This is a genomic window from Thermovirga lienii, from assembly GCF_036847465.1.
Lineage (GTDB): Bacteria > Synergistota > Synergistia > Synergistales > Thermovirgaceae > Thermovirga > Thermovirga lienii.
Genome location: NZ_DAITZW010000007.1, coordinates 21,726 through 42,463 on the forward strand (window position 1 = coordinate 21,726; position 20,738 = coordinate 42,463).

General features: G+C 48.7%; 19 protein-coding genes and 1 riboswitch. Of the genes, 9 read left to right on the top strand and 10 right to left on the bottom strand.

The annotated features are described in order from the left end of the window. Position 1: 1 nt before the first annotated feature. From V7Z69_RS03895 to V7Z69_RS03905, 3 genes are read right to left on the bottom strand one after another with little or no spacing between them, the layout of a single operon-like run. Positions 2 to 802 carry a metal ABC transporter permease gene (locus V7Z69_RS03895; protein WP_014162323.1) on the bottom strand — a complete coding sequence of 267 codons (801 nt, stop codon included), beginning with the start codon at positions 800 to 802 and terminating at the stop codon, positions 2 to 4. Further along, the gene (locus tag V7Z69_RS03900) at positions 799 to 1,578 is read right to left on the bottom strand and encodes a metal ABC transporter ATP-binding protein (RefSeq protein WP_334138639.1); all 780 of its coding nucleotides are present in this window, start codon (positions 1,576 to 1,578) and stop codon (positions 799 to 801) included. Before V7Z69_RS03900 ends, V7Z69_RS03895 begins: the two co-directional genes overlap by 4 nt. Further along, a complete protein-coding gene (locus V7Z69_RS03905) occupies positions 1,575 to 2,516 on the bottom strand; it encodes a metal ABC transporter solute-binding protein, Zn/Mn family (protein WP_334138640.1) in 942 nt (313 codons plus the stop codon). The genes V7Z69_RS03900 and V7Z69_RS03905 overlap by 4 nt, the downstream gene beginning before the upstream one ends. A 193-nt stretch (positions 2,517 to 2,709) precedes the next feature. Between V7Z69_RS03905 and V7Z69_RS03910 the strand changes: the two genes are divergently transcribed. Beyond that, entirely contained in the window at positions 2,710 to 2,835 is a 126-nt protein-coding gene (locus tag V7Z69_RS03910; protein ID WP_334138641.1) for a hypothetical protein, read from the top strand. Between the two features lie 93 nt (positions 2,836 to 2,928). Here V7Z69_RS03910 and V7Z69_RS03915 read toward each other — a convergent pair whose 3' ends face one another. The 5 genes from V7Z69_RS03915 to V7Z69_RS03935 form a co-directional block, all read right to left on the bottom strand. Further along, positions 2,929 to 3,645 (bottom strand): aspartate/glutamate racemase family protein, encoded by a 717-nt coding sequence (locus tag V7Z69_RS03915; protein WP_334138643.1) that lies wholly within the window; start codon positions 3,643 to 3,645, stop codon positions 2,929 to 2,931. A 22-nt stretch (positions 3,646 to 3,667) separates the two neighbouring features. Next, on the bottom strand, positions 3,668 to 4,942 hold the full coding sequence (locus tag V7Z69_RS03920; RefSeq protein ID WP_334138644.1) for a Na+/H+ antiporter NhaC family protein: 1,275 nt from the start codon (positions 4,940 to 4,942) through the stop codon (positions 3,668 to 3,670). A gap of 80 nt (positions 4,943 to 5,022) precedes the next feature. Beyond that, positions 5,023 to 6,267: a saccharopine dehydrogenase family protein gene (locus tag V7Z69_RS03925; RefSeq protein WP_334138646.1), complete on the bottom strand. Its 1,245-nt coding sequence runs from the start codon at positions 6,265 to 6,267 to the stop codon at positions 5,023 to 5,025. A gap of 184 nt (positions 6,268 to 6,451) precedes the next feature. Next, positions 6,452 to 7,099 (bottom strand): GntR family transcriptional regulator, encoded by a 648-nt coding sequence (locus tag V7Z69_RS03930; RefSeq protein WP_334138648.1) that lies wholly within the window; start codon positions 7,097 to 7,099, stop codon positions 6,452 to 6,454. Positions 7,100 to 7,176: 77 nt separating this feature from the next. Then, the gene (locus V7Z69_RS03935; protein ID WP_334138649.1) at positions 7,177 to 8,055 is read right to left on the bottom strand and encodes a PDZ domain-containing protein; all 879 of its coding nucleotides are present in this window, start codon (positions 8,053 to 8,055) and stop codon (positions 7,177 to 7,179) included. 162 nt (positions 8,056 to 8,217) lie between these two features. Here V7Z69_RS03935 and V7Z69_RS03940 point away from each other — a divergent pair, with 162 nt between their 5' ends. The 5 genes from V7Z69_RS03940 to V7Z69_RS03960 all read left to right on the top strand — a co-directional run bounded on the left by V7Z69_RS03940 (position 8,218) and on the right by V7Z69_RS03960 (position 13,881). After that, a complete protein-coding gene (locus V7Z69_RS03940) occupies positions 8,218 to 9,276 on the top strand; it encodes an NADP-dependent isopropanol dehydrogenase (protein WP_334138650.1) in 1,059 nt (352 codons plus the stop codon). A 148-nt stretch (positions 9,277 to 9,424) separates the two neighbouring features. Beyond that, positions 9,425 to 10,363: an adenosylcobinamide-phosphate synthase CbiB gene (gene cbiB, locus V7Z69_RS03945; protein ID WP_334138653.1), complete on the top strand. Its 939-nt coding sequence runs from the start codon at positions 9,425 to 9,427 to the stop codon at positions 10,361 to 10,363. Positions 10,364 to 10,379: 16 nt separating this feature from the next. Then, positions 10,380 to 11,483 carry a threonine-phosphate decarboxylase CobD gene (gene cobD / locus V7Z69_RS03950; RefSeq protein WP_334138654.1) on the top strand — a complete coding sequence of 368 codons (1,104 nt, stop codon included), beginning with the start codon at positions 10,380 to 10,382 and terminating at the stop codon, positions 11,481 to 11,483. Beyond that, a complete protein-coding gene (locus V7Z69_RS03955; RefSeq protein WP_334138656.1) occupies positions 11,480 to 12,337 on the top strand; it encodes a GHMP family kinase ATP-binding protein in 858 nt (285 codons plus the stop codon). The genes cobD and V7Z69_RS03955 overlap by 4 nt, the downstream gene beginning before the upstream one ends. Before the next feature lie 20 nt (positions 12,338 to 12,357). Continuing rightward, positions 12,358 to 13,881: a cobyric acid synthase gene (locus V7Z69_RS03960; RefSeq protein ID WP_334138658.1), complete on the top strand. Its 1,524-nt coding sequence runs from the start codon at positions 12,358 to 12,360 to the stop codon at positions 13,879 to 13,881. A gap of 68 nt (positions 13,882 to 13,949) precedes the next feature. On the opposite strand, the gene V7Z69_RS03965 is transcribed toward V7Z69_RS03960, so the two are convergent. After that, positions 13,950 to 16,022: a methyl-accepting chemotaxis protein gene (locus V7Z69_RS03965; protein WP_014162336.1), complete on the bottom strand. Its 2,073-nt coding sequence runs from the start codon at positions 16,020 to 16,022 to the stop codon at positions 13,950 to 13,952. Between the two features lie 1,194 nt (positions 16,023 to 17,216). Between V7Z69_RS03965 and V7Z69_RS09935 the strand changes: the two genes are divergently transcribed. The 3 genes from V7Z69_RS09935 (at position 17,217) to metX (ending at position 20,184) form a co-directional block, all read left to right on the top strand. Then, complete coding sequence (locus V7Z69_RS09935; RefSeq protein ID WP_416376413.1) at positions 17,217 to 17,486, top strand: MFS transporter; 270 nt, start codon at positions 17,217 to 17,219, stop codon at positions 17,484 to 17,486. A 100-nt stretch (positions 17,487 to 17,586) separates the two neighbouring features. After that, a riboswitch (SAM riboswitch) is annotated at positions 17,587 to 17,687 on the top strand. A 59-nt stretch (positions 17,688 to 17,746) separates the two neighbouring features. After that, a complete protein-coding gene (locus V7Z69_RS03975) occupies positions 17,747 to 19,051 on the top strand; it encodes an O-acetylhomoserine aminocarboxypropyltransferase/cysteine synthase family protein (protein ID WP_334138661.1) in 1,305 nt (434 codons plus the stop codon). Continuing rightward, on the top strand, positions 19,051 to 20,184 hold the full coding sequence (gene metX / locus V7Z69_RS03980; protein WP_334138662.1) for a homoserine O-acetyltransferase MetX: 1,134 nt from the start codon (positions 19,051 to 19,053) through the stop codon (positions 20,182 to 20,184). Before V7Z69_RS03975 ends, metX begins: the two co-directional genes overlap by 1 nt. 29 nt (positions 20,185 to 20,213) lie before the next feature. Here metX and V7Z69_RS03985 read toward each other — a convergent pair. Then, the coding region (locus V7Z69_RS03985) for an MBL fold metallo-hydrolase (RefSeq protein ID WP_334138664.1) at positions 20,214 to 20,738 on the bottom strand (525 nt) is incomplete at its 5' end.

A 20,738-nucleotide genomic window follows, 5' to 3' on the forward strand; every position in this document is an offset into this window, starting at 1 on the left:
TCTAGATTAAGTTCTTGATGGCCAGGCTTGCCAAGTAGGAAACGCCGGCCACCAGAATGATGCATGCACCGGATGTGAGGTTGAGCCAGTAGGAAAGCCAAAGGCCTGAGAGGATGAATAAGGCCCCTAAAATGGAGGCAAGGACCATCATTTTTTTCAGGCTCTTGGCGAACTGCCCGCTTATGGCAGCGGGCATGGTGAGAAGGGCGATAACCATTATGAGTCCTACCATTCGCATCATCATCACCACGGTGAGAGCGGTCATGGTGACCAAAAGGGTGTGAATCTTACCCACGGGGATGTTCTGCACCGTTGAGAACGTTTCGTCGAAGGAAAGGGCCACTAGCTCCTTGTAAAACAGCCACACCAAAAGCATTATACCCAGGTCCAGTGCCAAAAGAAGCCATAGGTCTTCTTGAGGTATCATCAGGATGCTTCCGAAAAGGTAGCTCATTAGATCGGCCTTGTATCCTCCTGATAGATCAATGAGTATTATCCCCACAGCCATGCCTATGGCCCACAGGGCCCCTATTAGGGTGTCGGAGCGCTCCCTTGCCCTTCGCTGAATGGCGCTCATTCCTACGGCTGCGGCAAGGCTGAAGGCGAAGGCCCCCAAGAGGGGGTTGAATCCCAAAAAATATCCAAGGCCTATCCCACCGTAAGCGGCGTGGGCGATGCTGCCGCTCAAAAAGACTATACGTTTGGTTACTACAAAGGTCCCCACGATGCCGCATGCTACGCTGATCAAAAGCCCTGCCAAGAGGGCGTTTCTCATGAAGTCGAACTGAAGGGCCTCAATCATCTTTTGGTTTCCTCCTGGTTTATTTTGGGGAGCACCCTGTGGGGCACTCCATGGGCTATCAGGTCAACAGGGCAGTGGTAGGCGGCGTCTATCATGCCCTGGGTAAGGGTTTTTTCGTCGTAATAGTAGAGCTTCCTGTTCAGGCACCCTACGGATTTGACGTAAGAGGACACAGCCCCCACGTCGTGGGTTACCATCACTATGGTTATGGCTCTGCTTTCGTTAAGGTCCTTGAGCAGGCCATAAATGACCTCGCTGGTGTTGGGATCCACACTTGCTAAGGGCTCGTCAAGAAGTAGGATCTCCGGGTCCTTTGCCAGAGCCCGGGCTATATAGACCCGCTGCCTCTGTCCCAGGGATATCTCACCTATGGGTTTTTGAGCGATGTTTTGTAGACCCACCATCTCGAGGGCCTCTGAAGCCTTATTTTTATCCTCCTTGGAGTAGGAGCGAAGAAGTTTTTTCCTTCCCATTCGTCCCATTAGCACCACGTCAAGGACCTTTATGGGAAAGTCCCTGTCCATATCGCTTTCCTGGGGAACCCACCCCACGAATTCCCGGCCTTCCTCTGGAGGAAGGCCCATGACCTTCACCTCTCCCTTGTAAGGTGTTATGAGGCCCAATATGACCTTTAGCAGGGTGGATTTCCCGCCTCCATTGGGGCCTATAATGCCCACGAAATCCCCCTTCTTCACAGAAAAGTTTATGTCCTCTATCACGTTGTTGTTGCCGTACCCTGCCCAAACGCCCTTTAAGCTTATGACTTTTTGTTTCATGGCTTGGTCTCCTCGCGGGAGTTGTCTTTCAGAGCTTCAGCCAAGGTGTCCCCCAGAAGCAGGAGGTTCTCTCTCCAGTTGGGCGCCAAGGGGCTTATGGGGACCACCCTGCACCCTACCTCCTGGGCTATGACCTTTGCTGATCGGCTTGGAAACTCCGGTTGAGTGATGATTATCCTTATCTTCTCTTTTTGGGCGATGCTTATGATCTTGGCTAGTTCCGCTGCGCTGGGTTCGCTTCCTTCCACCTCTATGGGGATCATATCAAGGCCGTAGTCCCTGGCAAAATAACCCCAAGAGGGATGAAACACCATGAATTTTTTGCCCTTTGTCTCGGAGAGCTTGCCCCTTATCTCTTCGTCCAATTCGTCCAGTTCCTTGAGGAACCTCTTTAGGTTCTTTTGATATGACTTGGTGTTTTGGGGATCCGCCGAAGAAAGGGCCCTTTGAATGTTTTGTGCCTGAATTTTCACAAGCCTCGGGGAAAGCCAGATGTGAGGATCAAGCTCCCCTTGCGAATGTTCATGACCGTGGCTTTTGCCGTTTTCGCGGTTGGTTAGGTCGTGTATGGAGCTTATGGGTATTTTGGAGATCCCCTCAGATGTATCAACGACAACCATATTCTTGTTTATCTGAAAAAAACGCCCAAGGTACGCCTTTTCAAAGGGAACGCCGATGGCGAAGTAAAGGGAGGCCCGGCTCAAGGATACAAGCTGAGATGGCTTGGGTTCGTATGTCGCAGGGTTGGCTCCAGGCGGAACCATTATTTCTATCTGGACCTTTTGGTCAGCTATCCGCTCAATGAAGTATCTTTGGGGGAGTATGCTGGCTGCAACCAACAGCTTCTCCTCCTGGGAGGCCCACCCCGCAATAGGGGACAGCAAGACGAATATTATCAAGGAAAAAAAGAGAAAAAGCCCCGCAACTTTTCCCGTCATGTTTTCACCCCGCTTTACTTCATTATAGCATGGGCCTTCCGAAGGAAAATCCAGAAAGATGGACAAAAAACTAAATTGTCAGAAAAAAGCGGTATATATTGACATTTAAAAACAATAATATATAATGATTCTCGGCGGAGGCAATAGCGTTTGTTTTCTCAAATGGTACGAACGATATGTGGGGGGATAAATTATGGCACGTATTTACGGTAAAAAGGCCGGGGGAGCTTCTGAGGCATTGGGTTTCGCAGCTTTTGCTGCTTCTGATATTACAGGTTGTGCCTTTGGCATAGCGCAGCTTCTGGTACAGTATCTCTAGTTTTTGTTCAAAGAGAGTATTTGACATCAACGAGGAGTAAATGGGGGACCCCATGGGGGTCCCCCATTTTTTGCTCCCAGTTTCAGCATGTTTTTAAGGGATGGCGCTGTTTATGTAGTTTACCAATGTCACGAAGTCAAAGACAGGTTTTCCCGTTACTTCCCTTATCCTTTGTGCGAACGGGGGAAGGTCGGTACATTCCAGCACGAAGGCTCCAATTTTTGGGTTTTCTTTTACGGCCTTCACAGCTGTTGAGACCACTTCCTCCCTTATTACGTCGAGGTCCACGTCCTCATTGGGAGCGATGAATATTTTGTTCCACTCTGGACACTCCTCCATTCCGAAGATCTCAACGGGCATTTCGGAGGTTATGCCCACGGCTCTTAGGTGTTCCTCTCGGAGGGCGGCCTTTTTGGCTGTTATCACTCCTATGTGTTTGTTCCTCCCAAGGGTGTGGAAAACCATGGGGACTTGAAGGAGGCTGGATGTAAAGACCGGAACGTCAAGGGAGTCCGCCAGCTCCCGCTGGAATATGGCGTTGAAGCCGCAGCTTGTGGTTATGGCTTTCACGCCCTCTTTCACCATCTTTTGGGCCTCTTCTATCATCCTCTCCATGACCTTCCTGCAGGGGTTCTCGAGGATGGTCTCTATGTTGGCACCTTTGACCTTGCAGAACCTCACTGGGAAATCGTAAGTGTCAGGATTCGTGCTGTTCCCCTTGAGGGTCTCAAGCTGTTCCAGTCCCCTTGGTGATTGCCCGGCTTCCCAGCAGAGTATTCCTATGCGCGGTTTTTCTGTAGTGTTGGTCATCAGCGGCCCTCCTCCATGGAATCTATATGCTGATGTTGCCTATTATGGCAAAGATTACAGCAGCCAGAACGCCGGCCGTTATGGCGTAAGGTAGCTGGGTAGTTACGTGATCCATGTGGTCCGAGCCTGCCCCGAAGGACGAAAGACAGGTGGTGTCCGAGACAGGGGAGCAGTGGTCTCCAAAGAGCCCTCCGCCCACTACGGCTCCAACCGTCGCCAAAACTAGGCTGTTGACCTCACCGCCGGAGAGGTTCATCGCCACGGGCAATACGAAGGGCGTCAAGATGGCGTAGGTTCCCCACGATGTCCCGGTGAAGAAGGATATCATGGCTCCGGTTATGCCCTTTACGGCCACGTCCATGCCGTCTTTTATGCCTTTGAAGTATCCGCCTAAGGCCATGGCAACGGCCTGGTACATAACTGCAGCGAAGAAAGCCTCAAGGATCTTGGCGCTTCCGAAGGCCACGAAAGTGCCTATGGCTATGGATATTACTATCAGGACGGGAACCACAAGGTACAAGAACAAGTTGGACTTCTTTCCTTCCAGGGGCTTGATCATTTCCATTTCCTCGCCGGTAAGGGGTGTAGCACCGTCGCGGAGCACCTTGCCCTCCTTCATGACCCGTTCTTCGGCCTTCTTCATCGGCCCGAAGTTGGGGATCAGTTGGAAGCCTATCAAACCAGCCAGGATTACCGCGAACCAGCCGTAGAAGTTATAAGGTATGGATTTGATGAAGACGGCCATGCCCTCGTTTACGTCCTGTATGGGGCCGTACCCTTTGAGGAGTCCTGCGATGTAAACGGCCCAGCCGGTCAGGGGGACCAGGGTACATACAGGGGCGCTGCCTGAGTCCAACAGATAAGCGAGCATTTCTCGGGAAACTTTGTACTTGTCGGTCAGAGGCCTGGCGATGGGGCCGCTGAAAAGAGGGCTGAAGTAGTCGCTGAAGAAGATGAATATTCCCAAAAGCCAGCCAAACCCGGAGGCCGCTCTGCGGCTTTTTATCTTGGTGCTGGCCCACTCCGCGAAGGAGGCAATGACGCCGGCTCTTAGGTAGAAGGCAACCATGATTCCTACTGCGATCTCTATCATGACCACCCAGATGAAGTCGCCGTTGCCCAGTGCCTTCTGGAACAGCTTGGAAAGTCCTGTTGCTGGGTCGAATCCGGCTATGACGACGCCGACGATGCATCCTATGAGTAGAGAGAACACCGCATCCTTTGTCCTGAAAGCCAATATAAGGGCCAAGATCACTGGAACCAGGGACAGAGCACCTTTTGCTGCTATTTCTCCCATGAAGCACAACTCCTTTCTCTTGCTCTTTTGGTTTGTTTCTTTTTGCAAGGTGGAGCTAAGTTCAGTGTTGGCATCACCTCCTAGGCATCCAGCCGGCCATCCCAATGTTCTTCACTGGAAGTGAAGACTATGTCTCTTGCGGCTAGCTCTGAGATGAACGGCTGGAAAGGAACTTGTATGGGGCTTAGCACCCCTTTTTCGCTTATCTTCTCCTGGAGTATCATTTGGGCACCTATGGAGACGGTGAATCCAACGGTGCGCTGCATGGATGTGAAGCCCGTCTTCAGATCTCTTTTGTCGATTATCTGGTTTATCACTCTGATGGGTTTTCCGTTACTGTATCCTCTGGCGTCTATGCGAATGAGGGCTACATCCCTTTCGTCGTCCTCGTAGAAGAACTGTTTCTGAGAGCCCAGAAGGCTTGCGCAGAACTCAACAGGAAAGACGCAGGCATCTCCGCACTTGATGGGAGCTTCGTTCAAAAAGCCGCACTTGGCCATTCGGCTCCAGAAGGCGCCGTGTCCAGGCCAGCGGCAGATGTACCTGCCCATGCTCTTGACCGTTCCTTTTACGCCGAAGAGCTCAGCGTAGGAGGCGGAGTCACCGTTTGGGAAGCACTCCAGGGGGCCTCCCAGCTCTGGAATCTCCAGTATGTGGGTGTGTTCTGGCATGAACATTTCGTCCGCGGGGACGTCGACTATTTGGGAGTCCTTTATGTAGCGCGCCGGCCTCAAGTAGGACCGCATCACTCCTATGATGGACCAGGTGAACTTGTAACCCAAGGGGTTTTTCTCTGCTACTTCTTTTTCGGGGAAGCCCGCCCCGTAAGAGTGGAGGGCCTCAACGACGTCGAGCTTGTCCAGGGCGTTCTTTGTTAAAACCAAATCGATTCCTGGATCCATGCCGAACTCCTGCAGGATGGTTGCTCCCTTGGAGGATGCCTCCTGATGAATCTTTTGAAGTTCCTCCTTTTGGGCTTGTCTCTTTTCGGGGTCCTGTTCTCCGGGATTGACGAAATACATGGAGCTCACAAGGCTGACCCCCACCTGAGCTGCAAGCCTGGCAGCGCGAAGGGCAAAAGGTCCAGGAAGAAGCTCCATCACTATATCAGCCTTTTTCATCAGCTCCTCCATGGCTTTTTGGTCCGAGGCGTCCAGTACTACCGCCTCGACCTTCTCGAATCCGGGAGCCTTGGGTACGTCTAAAACCTGAGTGGATGCGTCAGCCAGGATAACCTTAGATACAATAGGGCTTTTTACTATGTCATATAGTGCTGCCTTGCCCTGCATTCCGTAGCCTAGCTGCAGAACTGTCTTACCGGCCATGAAAATCACTCCTCGTGTTATGTATTCATCATTGTGCTCATAGATAAATTCAGAAATATTATTAGCACGGATGGGGGAGGGAGTCAATTTTGTGTAAAAAGGTACTATCGGTACCCCTCAAGATGGACTTGTTGAGGAGTACCGATAGGTTCATTTCAGCAAAAGGTTCTTAAAGAGTAGGTGTTCAGTACTTCATGAGGAGGTTTTCATAGGTCCACTGGATGTGTTCTTCCATCAGTTGGGCTGCTTTTTTAGGGTCTCTGTCGGCTATGGCCTTTATTATTGTCGCGTGCTGCATGGGAGTTTTTTGAGGCACGGAGAATTCTTTGCCTTTGTAGAAGCTGTCGAAATAGAACACATAGATGTTGGAGCGCCAGAATATGTTTCTTACCCACTTCTCAAGGTACTGGTTGTGGGAGGCCTTGGCTATTCCCAGGTGAAATTCCTCGTTTGCGCTGGAGTAGGTGTCCTTGCTGCCCGAGGCCAGGGCCTCATGGTCCTTGGATAGTACCTCCTTCAGCTGCTGGATTTCCTTTTCTGTGGCGTGCAGTGCGGCACTCGCGGCAGCCTGGCTTTCCACCGCCTTTCTAGCGAAAAATACCTGCTCTGCGTCCTCGGGGGTGGGTAGAGGTATGTAACAACCCTTCTTGGGCATCTTGTTCAGGAACCCTTCGCTCACCAGCATGGTGAGGGCCTTGCCCACGGGGGTGCGGCTCATCCCCAGTTTTTCGGCGATCTCGGTCTCCAGCAGGAAATCACCTGGCCTAAACTGGCCGGAGATGATCAGGTTTATAATGGAACGATATGCCCTTTTCTCTGCGCTTACTGTCATTGAGGTCCTTCCTTTCAATGTATTCATCAGTTATGCATCCATCAATGTTCCAATGAATACATGATATCATACGCATCTTAGTAGAGGAATTGTTTCGGGATGGTCTTGGGCATCTTCACTTCAAAGGTAACTTCCTTTCCTCCTCGAATCACGGTGACAGGTATGGGTAAGCCTAGGTATTCTTGAAGCACTACTTTGAAGTCCTCTATATTGTTCTGTGGCCCGAATTTTCGTCCTGCTGCCTTTACTATGATGTCGTCATTTTTTAGGCCTATTGTGCTGGCCAGGGAGCCAGGTACCACATACCAGATGCGAAGGGGTTCGCGGGAGTAGTTATAGAGGCCTATGCGGAAGATGGAAGGTCGCTTATCCACTCCTAGGTCGTAGGTTAGGCCGCTGGGTAGTCTGTTTTTGAAAGATGGGTTGATTTCCATAAAGGCTTTGGAGGCTGACTGCATTATCTGAGATGAAAGGTTCAGGTAGGATGAGGACTTTTTACAAAGATCTTGCGCAGTGGCGTTCCAGTTTTGGGCTTGTTGCCCCGTGAGGATGGCTTTTGCGAACAAATCGGACGCTGTCAGAATGGTTTTTGCTCCCTCCATGCAGGACTTCACAAAGGAAGCCCAATGGGGGTCTTGTGCTTCTATGCTCTGCAGTCGACCTGCAGATAGTTGAAACTTGGCCATTTGGTCATATAAAAGCTGTGGAACTCCTTGCAAATAACCGTTTCCATAGGCAAGCATACTAGCAATACTATAGGCTGAATCTAAGTCATCATAGTCGCATAAAAACTCCACCACAGATGCTATGTTTTCCTCGGATATAGGTGTTTTTGTGTTTGGGCTTTTGATGTTTTCTTGCTCAGCCCCAAAGGCAGCTGCGGAAAAAAACGCCCACATAAACACCATGAAAATCAAAAGCAAAACCCTGGTTTTGGGAAAAATACCTTTACCCATCTGATGATCCCCCCCTCTTTTTCGCAGTATATCACTACTATCTTGAGCAGCAAAATCCATATTATTTGTGAATTGACGAACAATATATCTCATGTTATAGTTATTTTGTTTACAAAATACGAATGTATACCTCACCAAGAACCCTTGAAAGGAGGCAACATCATGAAAGGTTTTGCCATGTTGAGCATAGGAAACGTAGGTTGGATAGAGAAGGAGGCTCCAAAGCCAGGGCCCTTTGACGCCATAGTGAAGCCTTTGGCTGTAGCGCCGTGTACCTCGGATATTCACACGGTCTTTGAGGGAGCCATTGGTGAGCGACACAACATGATCCTGGGACACGAAGCAGTAGGAGAGGTAGTGGAAGTAGGAGAAGAAGTCAAAGACTTCAAACCAGGCGACAGGGTAGTGGTTCCTGCTATAACCCCAGACTGGAGGACCCTTGAGGCACAGGCTGGGCGCCACCAGCATTCCGGAGGGCTTTTGGCCGGTTGGAAGTTCTCGAACATCAAGGACGGAGTTTTTGGCGAGCTTTTCCACGTAAATGATGCGGACATGAATTTGGCCAAGTTGCCCGAGGAGATTCCCTTGGAGGCCGCAGTTATGATCCCTGATATGGTCACGACTGGGCTTCATGGGGCCGAGCTGGCCGAGATAAAACTAGGAGACACCGTTGCCGTTTTGGGTATAGGGCCGGTAGGTCTTATGGCCGTGGCAGGTGCAAGGCTCAGGGGGGCTTCCCGGATAATCGTCGTGGGCACCAGGCCCAAGTGCGTAGAGGTTGCAAAAGAGTACGGAGCTACCGATGTGGTAAGCTACAAGGAAGGCCCGATAGATCAGCAGATTTTGGATCTAACCAAGGGTAAAGGCGTAGACGCAGCCATCATAGCTGGTGGAAACGCCGACATAATGGCCTCTGCTGTCGAAATGACCAAGCCGGGTGGCGTCATATCCAACATCAATTATTTTGGCGAAGGGGAGTACCTACCTGTGCCCCGCCTGGAATGGGGCTGCGGTATGGCCCACAAGGACATCAGAGGTGGCCTTTGCCCTGGTGGTAGGCTCAGAATGGAGAAGTTGGTAGACTTGGTCCTTTACGGCCGTTTGGATCCAGGCAAGTTGGTAACTCACGTGTTCAAAGGGTTCGAACATGTAGAGGAAGCCTTGTTGCTCATGAAGGATAAGCCAAAGGATCTTATAAAACCTGTGGTTTTGGTGGAGTAGCTCTCAATCTCCTATAACAACCTCCTATAAATCGTATATTTCCTCGAAGGTGCCGCCTTTTCGGTGGCACCTTTTTCTTTGTCTTATTGTAACTTTCATGTAAATTATTCATTTGTAGGAATCTGGCTGAAAGTGGGGAATTAATTTGGTGGATGTTCTTTTGGCCTTTGCGGTAGATTTAGTATTTGGAGACCCTTATGGCTTTCCTCACCCCGTTAGGGGGATCGGATGGCTTGTGGCCAAAACGGAGCGCTTCATTAGGAATCGTTTTACAACGGCCCGGGGATTGAAGGTCTCAGGTACATTTATGGCTTTTTGTGTTCCTGCCCTTGTGTGGGGTGTGGCGTTTTCTGTACTGGAAATTGCGGGATTTATCCATCCTTTGCTTTACCACCTTTTAAATATCCTAATGCTTTATACTACCCTCTCTGTAAAAAGTTTGGGTTATGAGGTGGGCAAAGTCCATAAAGCCTTGAGGAAAGGCGATATCGTCGGGGCCCAAAAGGCTCTTTCTTACTTGGTGAGCAGGGAGACCAAAGATTTGGATGACCAAGGGATAATTAGGGCTGCGGTGGAAACCGTGGCAGAGAACACTGTGGACGGTGTCATTTCTCCGTTGTTTTACGCTTTCTTGGGAGGTGCTCCCTTGGCTATGTGTTATAAAGCCATTAACACTCTCGATTCCATGGTGGGGTACAAAAACGAGAAATATATACATTTGGGGTGGGCGTCGGCAAGGTTGGACGATCTAGCCAACTTTATTCCAGCCAGATTGGCCGGGCTTATCATTCCCTTAGCTTCTGGCGTTTGTGGTTTCCACATGTTCAATTCCTTCCGGATCGTCCTTCGGGACAGACGCAACCACGCAAGCCCCAATGCTGGTTTCCCTGAGGCGGCCGTGGCTGGTGCTCTAGGGGTTCAGCTCGGGGGTGAAAGCACATATTTTGGAAAGAAAATAAAAAAGCCCACCCTTGGGGATCCAATGGTTCCTTTGGAGCCTAAGCATATAAAGGCTGGAATAAGAATCATGTACACAGTGGCTACGATAATGGTGACAGCTGGTTTTTTGATCAGCCGGTGGGTGTAAAGAGGAGAAGGTGAAGATGAGCCTGATGAAAAAGTTTACCCATGGAGGAAACATTTATAAAGTTGCGAAGGAGTACGGCATGGAGGAAGAAAAGATACTGGACTTCAGTGCCAACATAAATCCTCTGGGCCCTTCTCCGCTAGCAGTAGAAAACATAATTAACAATTTATCACTCCAACAGTGTTATCCAGATCCGGACTACTGTGAGTTGAGGAATGAAATATCTAAGTATCTAAACGTTGCTTCAGATTACATTATCGTGGGAAATGGAGCAACGGAGTTGATATACCTTTTCTTCAGGAGCATGAGACCACGAAAGGTTTTGATTCCGGTTCCTACCTTCAGCGAATATGAGCGGGCGGCGAGGCTTGCTGGCTGTGAAATATGTTACTTGCCCTTGAATGAAGAGGATGGTTTCAGTTTGTCTCCTCAAAGGTTAGTTCAGAACCTTGAAGGCGTGAGTGCCCTAGTGTTGTGTAATCCCAACAATCCAACAGGCGTCGTTTTGCCCAGGAATGAAGTAGAGGAAGTTGTGAAGTTTTGCAATCGCCGTGGCATTTTAGTGCTCATAGATGAAGCCTTCATGGAGTTCGTCCAAGAGATGGATTGTTTGACTGCAATAGATCTTTTAGATGAATTTAGAAACGTCATGGTGGTGCGGGCTTTCACTAAGTTTTTTGGAATGCCCGGGGTAAGATTGGGGTACGGGATAACCAAAAGTGCAGAGATACTGGAGGGTATTCGATCTTTCAAGGAGCCCTGGAGTGTAAACGTTTTGGCCGCAGTTGCAGGAGTTGCAGCTCTCAAGGATGAAGATTACATCCAAAAAAGTAAGGCAATTATTCAAAGAGAGAGGAAGTACCTTCTGGAGGAGCTGTCTAAAATTGGATGGCTTAAGCCGTTCGAGACCAAGGCTAATTTCATTCTGATTAAAATATTAGATGAAAATATATCTTCATCGGATCTTAGGATGAAGCTCATTCCTCATGGAATCCTCATTAGGGATGCCTCAAACTTTGTGGGCTTGAGCGATAGGTTCATTAGGGTGGCTGTGAAGGATCGAAGGAGCAATGATATTCTTATATCTGCTCTTAAGAGGTGTCGTGAGGAAACGCAATGATAGCAAGGGCTAGATGTCATGGATCTTGTGGAGAGGTAATTCAGGGTTTCATTGGTGGTAGGGAGCTTCTTGTCTCTTGTCCTGTTGATCTGTATTCGGAAGTTGTCTTGAGGGATGTTCCTTATTCCTGTATTGATCAGGGATACAAAAAGTCCAGGAAGGCTCTGGAGAAAACATTTGAATTCTTTGGGTTACCTCGGGAGGATACATACCAGATCGAAATTCAAATCGATTCTTCCATACCAGTGGGCAAGGGAATGGCGAGCAGTACTGCAGATATAGTTGCGACTGTGAAAGCTTCAGCTGTGTTTCTTGGGAAAAGGATAAACCCTGAAGAGGTGGCCAAAATAGCTTTATCTATTGAGCCAACCGACAGTGTGTGCTTTCATGGGTTAACTTTGTTTGATCATCTAAAGGGGGAGGTTGTAGAGCCTTTAGGTAAAGCTCCTCCTTTGAATGTGCTGGTCTTGGAGCCCCCCGAGGTTTTGGACACCCTTAAGTTTAGAGAGGTGGACTATTCGGAAATCAAAAGAAAAGATCAACCCAGGTTGGAGCGTGCCCTACGGCTTTTGAAAGAGGGGATAAGAACGCAAAACTCCTTGTTGATAGGAGAAGCGGCAACCATTAGCTCCATTGCAAATGAAAAAGTGCTTGAAAAGCCTGACTTACTTGCCATAATCCGCTGTGCGAAAGAGGCCAAGGCCGTGGGGGTTAATGTGGCTCACAGTGGGACGGTGATTGGGATCTTGATAGACAAGGCCTATACTGATGCGGAAGTGGTAAAAGCTGCCTTGGAGAATGAGGGGTTATTGCAGCGGTTCGAGAGGGTTTACTTATGCAAGATGTTAGTTTGAAGAAAAGGTGATGTGTTAAGATGAAGGCAAAAAGCTTAATGATTCAAGGGACGGGGTCGTCTGTAGGTAAAAGCTTGATAGTAACGGCTTTATGCCGCATATTTCACCAGGACGGTTTTCGCGTTGCTCCCTTCAAGTCACAAAACATGGCCCTCAATTCTTTCATAACAAAAGAAGGTTTAGAAATGGGGAGGGCTCAAGTAGCGCAAGCGGAGGCAGCAAGGAAAGAGCCGGATGTAAATATGAACCCCATATTATTGAAGCCGACAGTGGACGTAAATTGTCAAGTCATAGTCAAGGGAAAGGTATACAAAAATATGTCTGCCAAGGAATATTGTGATTTCAAGCCCTATCTTAGGGAGGTTGTAGCGGAGTCGTACAGGAAGCTTGCCATGGACAACGATATTGTAGTCATTGAGGGAGCTGGAAGCCCTGCGGAGATAAACCTAAGAGAAGGGGATATTGTGAACATGGGCATGGCCGAAATTGCGGATGCTCCCGTGATATTGGTTGGTGACATAGACAAAGGAGGAGTTTTCGCATCTTTGACAGGGACTATGTTGCTTTTAAACCACGCTGAGCGAAGGCGAATCAAGGGGGTTTTAATAAACAAGTTCCGCGGCGATGTAGAGATCCTGAAACCCGGGATATACGAACTGGAGAGAATTATAAAGCGCCCCAATTTGGGGGTTGTGCCCTATATGGATGTTAGGATAGATGATGAGGATGGTTCCCATGATAGGTTGGGCTTTAAGTCAGGTGCCGAGCACAAAATTGACGTAAAGGTTATAAGGCTTCCCCACATATCTAATTTTACAGATTTCAATCCGTTGGAGTGCCAGGAAGATGTGGCCTTGAATTATGTGGCTTTTAGCAACGAGATTGGAGAGCCTGATGTTTTGATCATCCCTGGTTCTAAGAATACTTTAGCGGACCTACAGTTTATACGAAACAGGGGGATAGATAAGAAAATCTTCGAGGTCCATCGCAAAGGCGGGATCATAATAGGGATCTGCGGTGGGTTTCAGATGTTGGGTAAGGAAATCCACGACCCCTATCATGTTGAAAGCGATTTAGAGTATTGCAATGGTTTGGGGCTCATAGATGGGAAGACCATATTCAGTCGAGATAAAGTTACTACTCAGGTCAAGGCAAGGATCAACGTAAATATAGGACCTTTTGAAGGCCTTCAGGGAGTGGAGGTAGAGGGATACGAGATTCACATGGGGGAAACAGTTATTGATGCCGAAGTGAGTCCTTTGGCGCTGATAACCGAGAGACTCGAAGATGAGGTTTATATACCAGATGGAGCAGTGAGCGATAATGGAAGGGTTTTTGGAACTTACATCCATGGAATATTTGACAACATGGTCTTTACGAGGGCGTTTTTGAACAACATCAGGAAAAACAAAGGTTGGGATCCTTTAGAAATAGAAACTAAATCGTACAGGGAAATTAAGGACAGAGAGTATGATAGGCTGGCCGAGATTGTTAGAGAGAGCGTGGATATGGATAGTATATATAAAATAATTGGCCTGTATTGATAATGAACAAAAGCCGGGGGGTCTTTCCATCCCCGGCTTTTGAGTGGGTCTGCGAAGTTTCTTCTTGTCTACAGCTTGAACTGATCCACTAGAACTTTAAGTGTTTCCGCTATTTCGGTTAGGGTTTGGGCTTCGCGGGCTATCCGCTCGCTTGCTTTTACTATTTCTTCAGTGGCCTGCGATACGTTCTCCATGGCGTTTGCTGTGTTGATTGTGGCTTGGCTTACGCTTTCTACTGATTGAGCCATCTCATGGGCTGCAGCGGCCTGTTCTTCAGAGGCTGCCGCTATGTTCTGAACCATATCGCTCACCTCTTTGATGTGCTGTAACATGTCCGATAGTCTGCTTAATGACTCGTTTGCAAGCTGGATCGTATCTTCTACGGCTTTGGTGGATTCCTTTGTAGCTTCCAAGGATGCGTTCGCCTTTTCCTGTAAAGGGGCAATCAAATTTTCAACCTCATGAGCAGCGTTGGAAGATTCTTCGGCCAGTTTTCTTACTTCCTCTGCAACCACTGCAAAGCCTCTTCCGTGCTCGCCAGCTCTTGCTGCCTCTATTGCGGCATTCAAAGCGAGGAGGTTCGTTTGATCGGCTATAGCTTTTATGGAGTCCACCAGCTTGGTAATGGACATGGATGACTTAGCCATTTCCTTTATTGTCTCTTCGGTGTCTGTTGATTTTTCCCCTACTATTGTTATAGCTTTTACTACGCTTTTTACCTTATGAGCAACTTCTTCTGATATGGCGGACATTTTAGCTGCTACTTCGGCGCCATTGGTGGCGTTTTGTGCTACCTGTTGAGAGGAGCTTGCAACTTCCTCAACGCTTGCGTTTATTTCCTGCAGAGAGGCAGAGTTGTTTTCCATAAGAGCGGCCACCTGCTCAACGGATGTCTTAGCCTCCCGCACCGATGCTGCTGCCTCCTCGGAAAAGGAAGCCAACCCCTCTGCGACGTTGATGGTTTGGGCAGAGCGGCCGGATATGTCTTTTAGCGCATTTCTCAGTACGTTCCGCAAGGTCAAGGCAGCGGAAGCCATAATACCTATTTCAGTATCTTGTTTTGCTACTTTTTCGAGCCAGTTTTCGTTTTCATATTCTTGCAAATTGAGCTGTCCAAGCTTTGTCATTGCTTTAGTAATATGGCGAATGGGAACGGTAATGCTCTTGGAGATGGAGTAGAGCAAGATGCCCAATATTACGATAGCAAGTATGCCAACTATAGCCTGATTTTTGACCTCACTTAATACTATTGCGTTCAAGTTCGAGGTGGGAAAGACCAGCCCGAAGACAAACCCAGACTTTGTTGGGGCGTAGAATGTTCTTCTTTTTTCGCCTTGAAAAGCGTACTCGGCAAAACCTACTGTTTTGCTAGATAGCATTTTGCGTCCCACTTCTGCTATCTCAGGAGTTACTATGGAACTTGTTTTTGTAATGTTTTCCTTCATAATCATATCTAATTCAGGATGAGCAATGAAAGTGCCGTTTTGGTCTATGAGAAAACCATAACCTGTTCCCAGTATTTTGTATGACGTTATCACCTTGGATAGGTCCTCTAGTACCACATCTATCGCTGCAACGCCTAGGGTCTTACCGGTGGATGAAATAACGGGCGTAGCTACCGTTATAAGTAGCTTTCCTGTACCCGCGTCGATATATGGCTCCGTAAGAATTGGCTTGTTGTATTGGGTTGCTTTGATATACCAGGAGCGTTTCCTTGCATCATAATTTTCTGGTTCAACCCATCCGCTGCCCGAGCTGACTTTGCCGGTGGAAGCCAGTCCTACATATATGTCATATAGTTTTAGGTTTTCTGTCAAGGATTCGTAAGTTCGGCGGAGAAGGGGTTCTAACTCGTTGTCTATAGCGTTGGGATGAGTATCTAGGAATTCGCCAGCTGCGCCTGCAACACTCTTGGATAGATTTTTGAGCTCTCGGAAATATTGATCGACCTGGGCGGCACCGTTGATAGTAACCTCACTGCCTAGGATGTTGACTTGCTCATTAAGGGTGTGCTTCGTTTGGTAAGCCATTAAAGTTATCATCGCTCCCAGTAGGAGAATAACGCTTATAGCAAGAATTAACAGTTTTTGAGCTATAGATATGCTTTTTTCTCTTTTGTTCCCGTTGTGAGGTTCAAGCATCTAAGACCACTCCTTTGTGTGAAATCCGCATGTGTAAATTTGAAATCGAGTCATAGTATAAACGGAGCAACTTTCCCGGGCAATAAAGTATTAATTGTAAGTATTTTTGGTTAATTGCAGAAGGTATTCAAGGCAATCTGAAATTTGCTTGCGGGTAAATTGATTTTGTCTGGGCAATTTGGCTTATTTGCCGAGTTAAAATTAAAATAGACTACCTGGTTTAGCATGATAGTCAGAGAAAATAAAAGGTGCAATTAGGAGATTGCTGTAGAATTTCAAAATTTGTGCAGGGGATTATTTGTGAATTGACGAACGATAGGATTTGGTGTATAGTTACATTGTTCACGATAACATCGTATCGCAATTAAAAATTGCAGGTTTATATGAAGGTTTAAGTTTTGGCTCTCACCCTGTACCCCATATTGTTATAGATTCTCTGTTTCCTTTCCGGAGGAGCCGCACTTGGTGCGGCTCTTTTTATGTTTTTCCTTCATTTCGTATAGGAACGAATCCGCTTGTTTCAGGGATTTGTCGTACTCTTTCAGGGTTGAAAATTCTGCCGCACCCCAGCTGAACTTGCAAGGCCACGATGGACAAACTGAAGTATTAGAGGTGCCCATGTTTTACTGATAGCTATTTTTTATATCATAAAGACATTAGAAGCCGCAAAGCGATGTTGGTTTTGTGTTACCATACACCATACAGTGGGATTGTCTCTCCGTAAGGGGACGGAAAAGATGCCGCCATGGACTAATTTTTATGGTTTCGGTTCCAGCCTCTTCCTGGTAGGGCTTACGACCTATCAAACCCTGGCAGTTCCGGAACATATAAGAGGTTCGTCCTTTACTCTTGCCACAGCGGGAACCATAGCTCCCTTGGTGATGATACTGCCATTGGCTGAGTGGTTGTTGAGGTCTGGCATGTACAGGGCCTATATATGGTTTCCTGTTCTGGCAGCGGCCATGTGCCTGGCTGTGGCATATTCCATAGGCTCTTCTGATGAAATAAACATCTCTGGCGCCGATTGGGGCTCTTACAGGGAAGTCTTCAAAAATCCAGCGATTAGGGTGCTTTTTGTCTCTGTAATCCTTTTTGCCATGACGGATGCGGCCATAGTATCTCTTGCCGGTCTGGCCTCGGAAAAAGGCTCTTTCCCTTTTAGGCCTTGCTTTCGCGCGCAGCAATTTGGCCTTTATGCTGCTGGGGTGCGTATATGGTGTGGCAATGGGATTGGGATTTCCTTTGCATCTTTCCCTGATAGGGGATGTGGCAGAAAGCAGGCTAAGGCCAAAAGCTACCTCCCTGGTATGGTTTCTTATGGCAGGATGCTATTTCCTGTCTCCGGTCATAACAGGCTATTTAGCCCGTAGCCTGAGCTTCACGGCTGCTTTTATAATAATACCAATCTTCATCATGCTGTGTGCCCCCTTTGTTCATAGGCTGTTCAAAAAACACATATCCTGAAATTTGATCTGAAGTCAGAAAATTCTGCCCACCTTGACACGGTTGCGTTATGCTCGTAAAATGCAATCTAATTTTAGTGTGCATTATTTTCAAAAACTAGCTCTTATCAAGAGAGGCGGAGGGACTGGCCCGATGATGCCCGGCAACCTGCCTTTTACAGGCGTGGTGCCAATACCTGCAGCTTAGGCTGGGTGATAAGAGGGGAAAGAGATCGTGTCCCTTCCTCTCGGAAGGGAAATTTTTTTATTCGGAGGTGCATTGTGTTGGAAAAGAAATGGAACTTTGCTACCAAGGCTGTCCATGGAGGCTGGAAGAGCGACCCGGCCACCGGATCCTTTGGTCTACCCATTTACGTAACCGCAGGATATCGTTTTGAGGATCAGGAGCACGCGATGCGCCTCTTCAACATGGAAGAAGAGGGACACTTGTATTCTCGCATTTCCAATCCCACTGTCGAGGTCTTTGAGAAAGCCGTAGCGCAGTGTGAAGGTGGGGTGGATGCTGTTGCTACATCTTCAGGGCAGGCTGCCTTGACGCATCTGCTTTTGTGTTTGTGCTCTGCGGGGGATCACGTAGTAGTGGCGACCAAAAGCTATGGAGGTACCGTTACGCTGGTCAAAAACCTCATGAGCCGGTTTGGAATATCGTCTTCATTTGTGGATACCGATGACGTAGAGGCCGTTAGGAATTCCATACGGCCCAATACCAGGTGCGTTGTAACAGAGACCATAGGCAACCCATGCCTCAACGTGGCTCCCCTTGAGGAGTTGGCGGCCATAACGAGGGAACACCACATTCCCCTGGTGGTGGATAACACCTTCGCTTCCCCTGCTCTATGCAGGCCCAAGGAATGGGGTGCCAACGTGGTGATCCACTCGGTGACCAAGTACATTTCCGGGCATGGACAGATAATTGGGGGAGTCATAGTTGACTGCGGCAACATGGACTGGGGGGCAAGCGACAAGTGGCCTGCCTTGACGGAGCCTGATCCATCCTATCACGGTGTAGTGTTCACCGAAAAGTTTGGTCCAGCGGCACTGGCCGCCAAGATCAAGGTCTCCATACTGAGGGATGCTGGAGGGTGTCTTTCTCCCTTCAATGCCCTAATGGCAAAAACGGGCCTTTCCACCCTTCATCTCAGAATGGAAAGGCACAGCTCCAACGCGTTATCAGTAGCCCGCTTCCTGGAAGAACATCCTATGGTCCAGTGGGTTAGCTATCCTGCTTTGGAATCCAGCCCATCCTATGAAAGGGCGCAAAAGTATCTACCCAACGGTGCCGGGGGAATGGTGGCCTTCTGTATAAAGGGAGGCCTTGAGGCAGGGAAAGCCTTCATGGGAGCTTTGGAGCTTTTCTCCTGTGTGGCCAACCTTGGGGATGTTCGCAGCATGGCCATACATCCGGCAAGCACCACTCATGGTCAGCTGACCCCCGAAGAGCGCAAGGCTTGCGGCATAGATGAGGGCCTGGTGAGGTTGAGCGTGGGAATAGAGGACATAGAAGACATATTAGAAGACTTGGATAATGCGTTATCCAAAGCCCAGCAGGAGGCGGACAAAGCATAATGCAAGGATCGGGGGTTGAAGTAAAGAAAGCTGAGGGAGCTTTTACCTTAGGCGAGGTCAAGCTCCAAAGGCTTGATTTTCCTTCAGGTAAAACCCTGAAGGAGCCCGTTCAAGCCTATGCTGCTTTTGGAAAGCTTTCTGAGGCCAAAGACAACGTGATATTGGTCTGTCATGCCCTTACGGGAAGTCACCTTGTCACGGGCCAAAAAGTGGAGGGTCTGCCGGAACCTTGGTGGAAGGATATGGTGGGACCTGGTAAGGCGCTGGACACATCCAGGTACTGCGTTATTTGTTTCAACGTCCTGGGAAGCCCCTATGGGAGCACGTCTCCCATATCCATTAACCCAGACACCCAAAGGCCTTATGGCATGGAGTTTCCCGTTTTGAGCGTCAGGGACCTGGTGTATGCTCAAAGAAAGGCCTTGGACGAGTTGGGCATAAAGAAGCTCAAAGCGGTAGTTGGAGGATCTCTAGGGGGAATGCAGGCCCTAGAGTGGGCGGTTTCCTTTCCTGAAATGGTGGAAAGAGCCGTAGTAATAGCTGCCCCTGCGCACCTTTACCCTCAGGCTATCGCCCTGAACGAGGTACAGCGCCAGGCTATATACTCGGACCCCAAGTGGAAGGGAGGCAACTACACTCCCGATGACCCGCCTCGGAAGGGGCTTTCTGTGGCCAGGATGTTGGCCATGATAACTTACCGCAGCGAACAGTGCTTTAGCAAACGCTGGATGAGGAAGATACAGGATGGCAACCCCATGGACTGGAGTGGGAGGTTCTGCGTGGAAAGCTACCTCCACTACCACGGGGAGGAGATAGTAAGGCGCTTTGATGCCAACTGCTATATCTACCTGACTCGAACCATGGATCTTCATGATGTAGGAGAGGGAAGGGGAGATACCCAAGAGGCCCTCAGCAGATTTTCGGGAAAGGACCTTCTGGCCGTGGGGATAACCAGCGATATGTTGTTTCCCAACTGGCAGGTGGAGGAGATATCCTTTTTGGCCTCCAAGGCAGGGGTTAGGGCCTGCTACGACGAGATAGAGAGCGACGATGGGCATGATGCCTTTTTGACGGATCAAAACCAGCTTGACGACATAATAAGGAGCTTCTGGAAGAAGACGAACCTGAAATAGAATAAAGCTCTGGGGTTTACCCCAGAGCTTTATTCTTCCATTATGGCTCCCAGAAAGCCCTCCAGGCTTGAGAAGGAAAAATCTTTTTCCCTATCTTTGAGGTCCTGAGGCAGGGAATGGAAGTCCTCAAGTAGTGGGTCTTTTTCTATGAGGTACTCCATAAGTTTTTCTTTGTCCACTTCGGCCTTTGAGGTTATTTGGTTGTTCTTTATGAACTCCAGACACAGCCTCTGCCAACGCAAAAGCTGCTCTGCGGCCTCGTTCAGCATTCTTTCGGTTTCGTAGGTGTAGCCAAAGTGGGAGTAGCACATGATCTTTGCGGGGATCTTCTTTAGGTTTGCTATGGATTCCAGGGCCTTTTCGATGTAGAACCTGGGAGGTGTTGCAGGTCTTAGAATGAAGGTACCATCGTCTTTCCCCGGGTAGGCAAAGCCCCTTCTTCCGTAGGTTCCCCCTGCTTCTCCTACGAAAAGAATCTTCCCTGATGGGGTGTCGTAGAAAAACGAGCGGTGGTGGGGGGCATGCCCAGGCGTATCCAGGGCCGTTATGCCTTC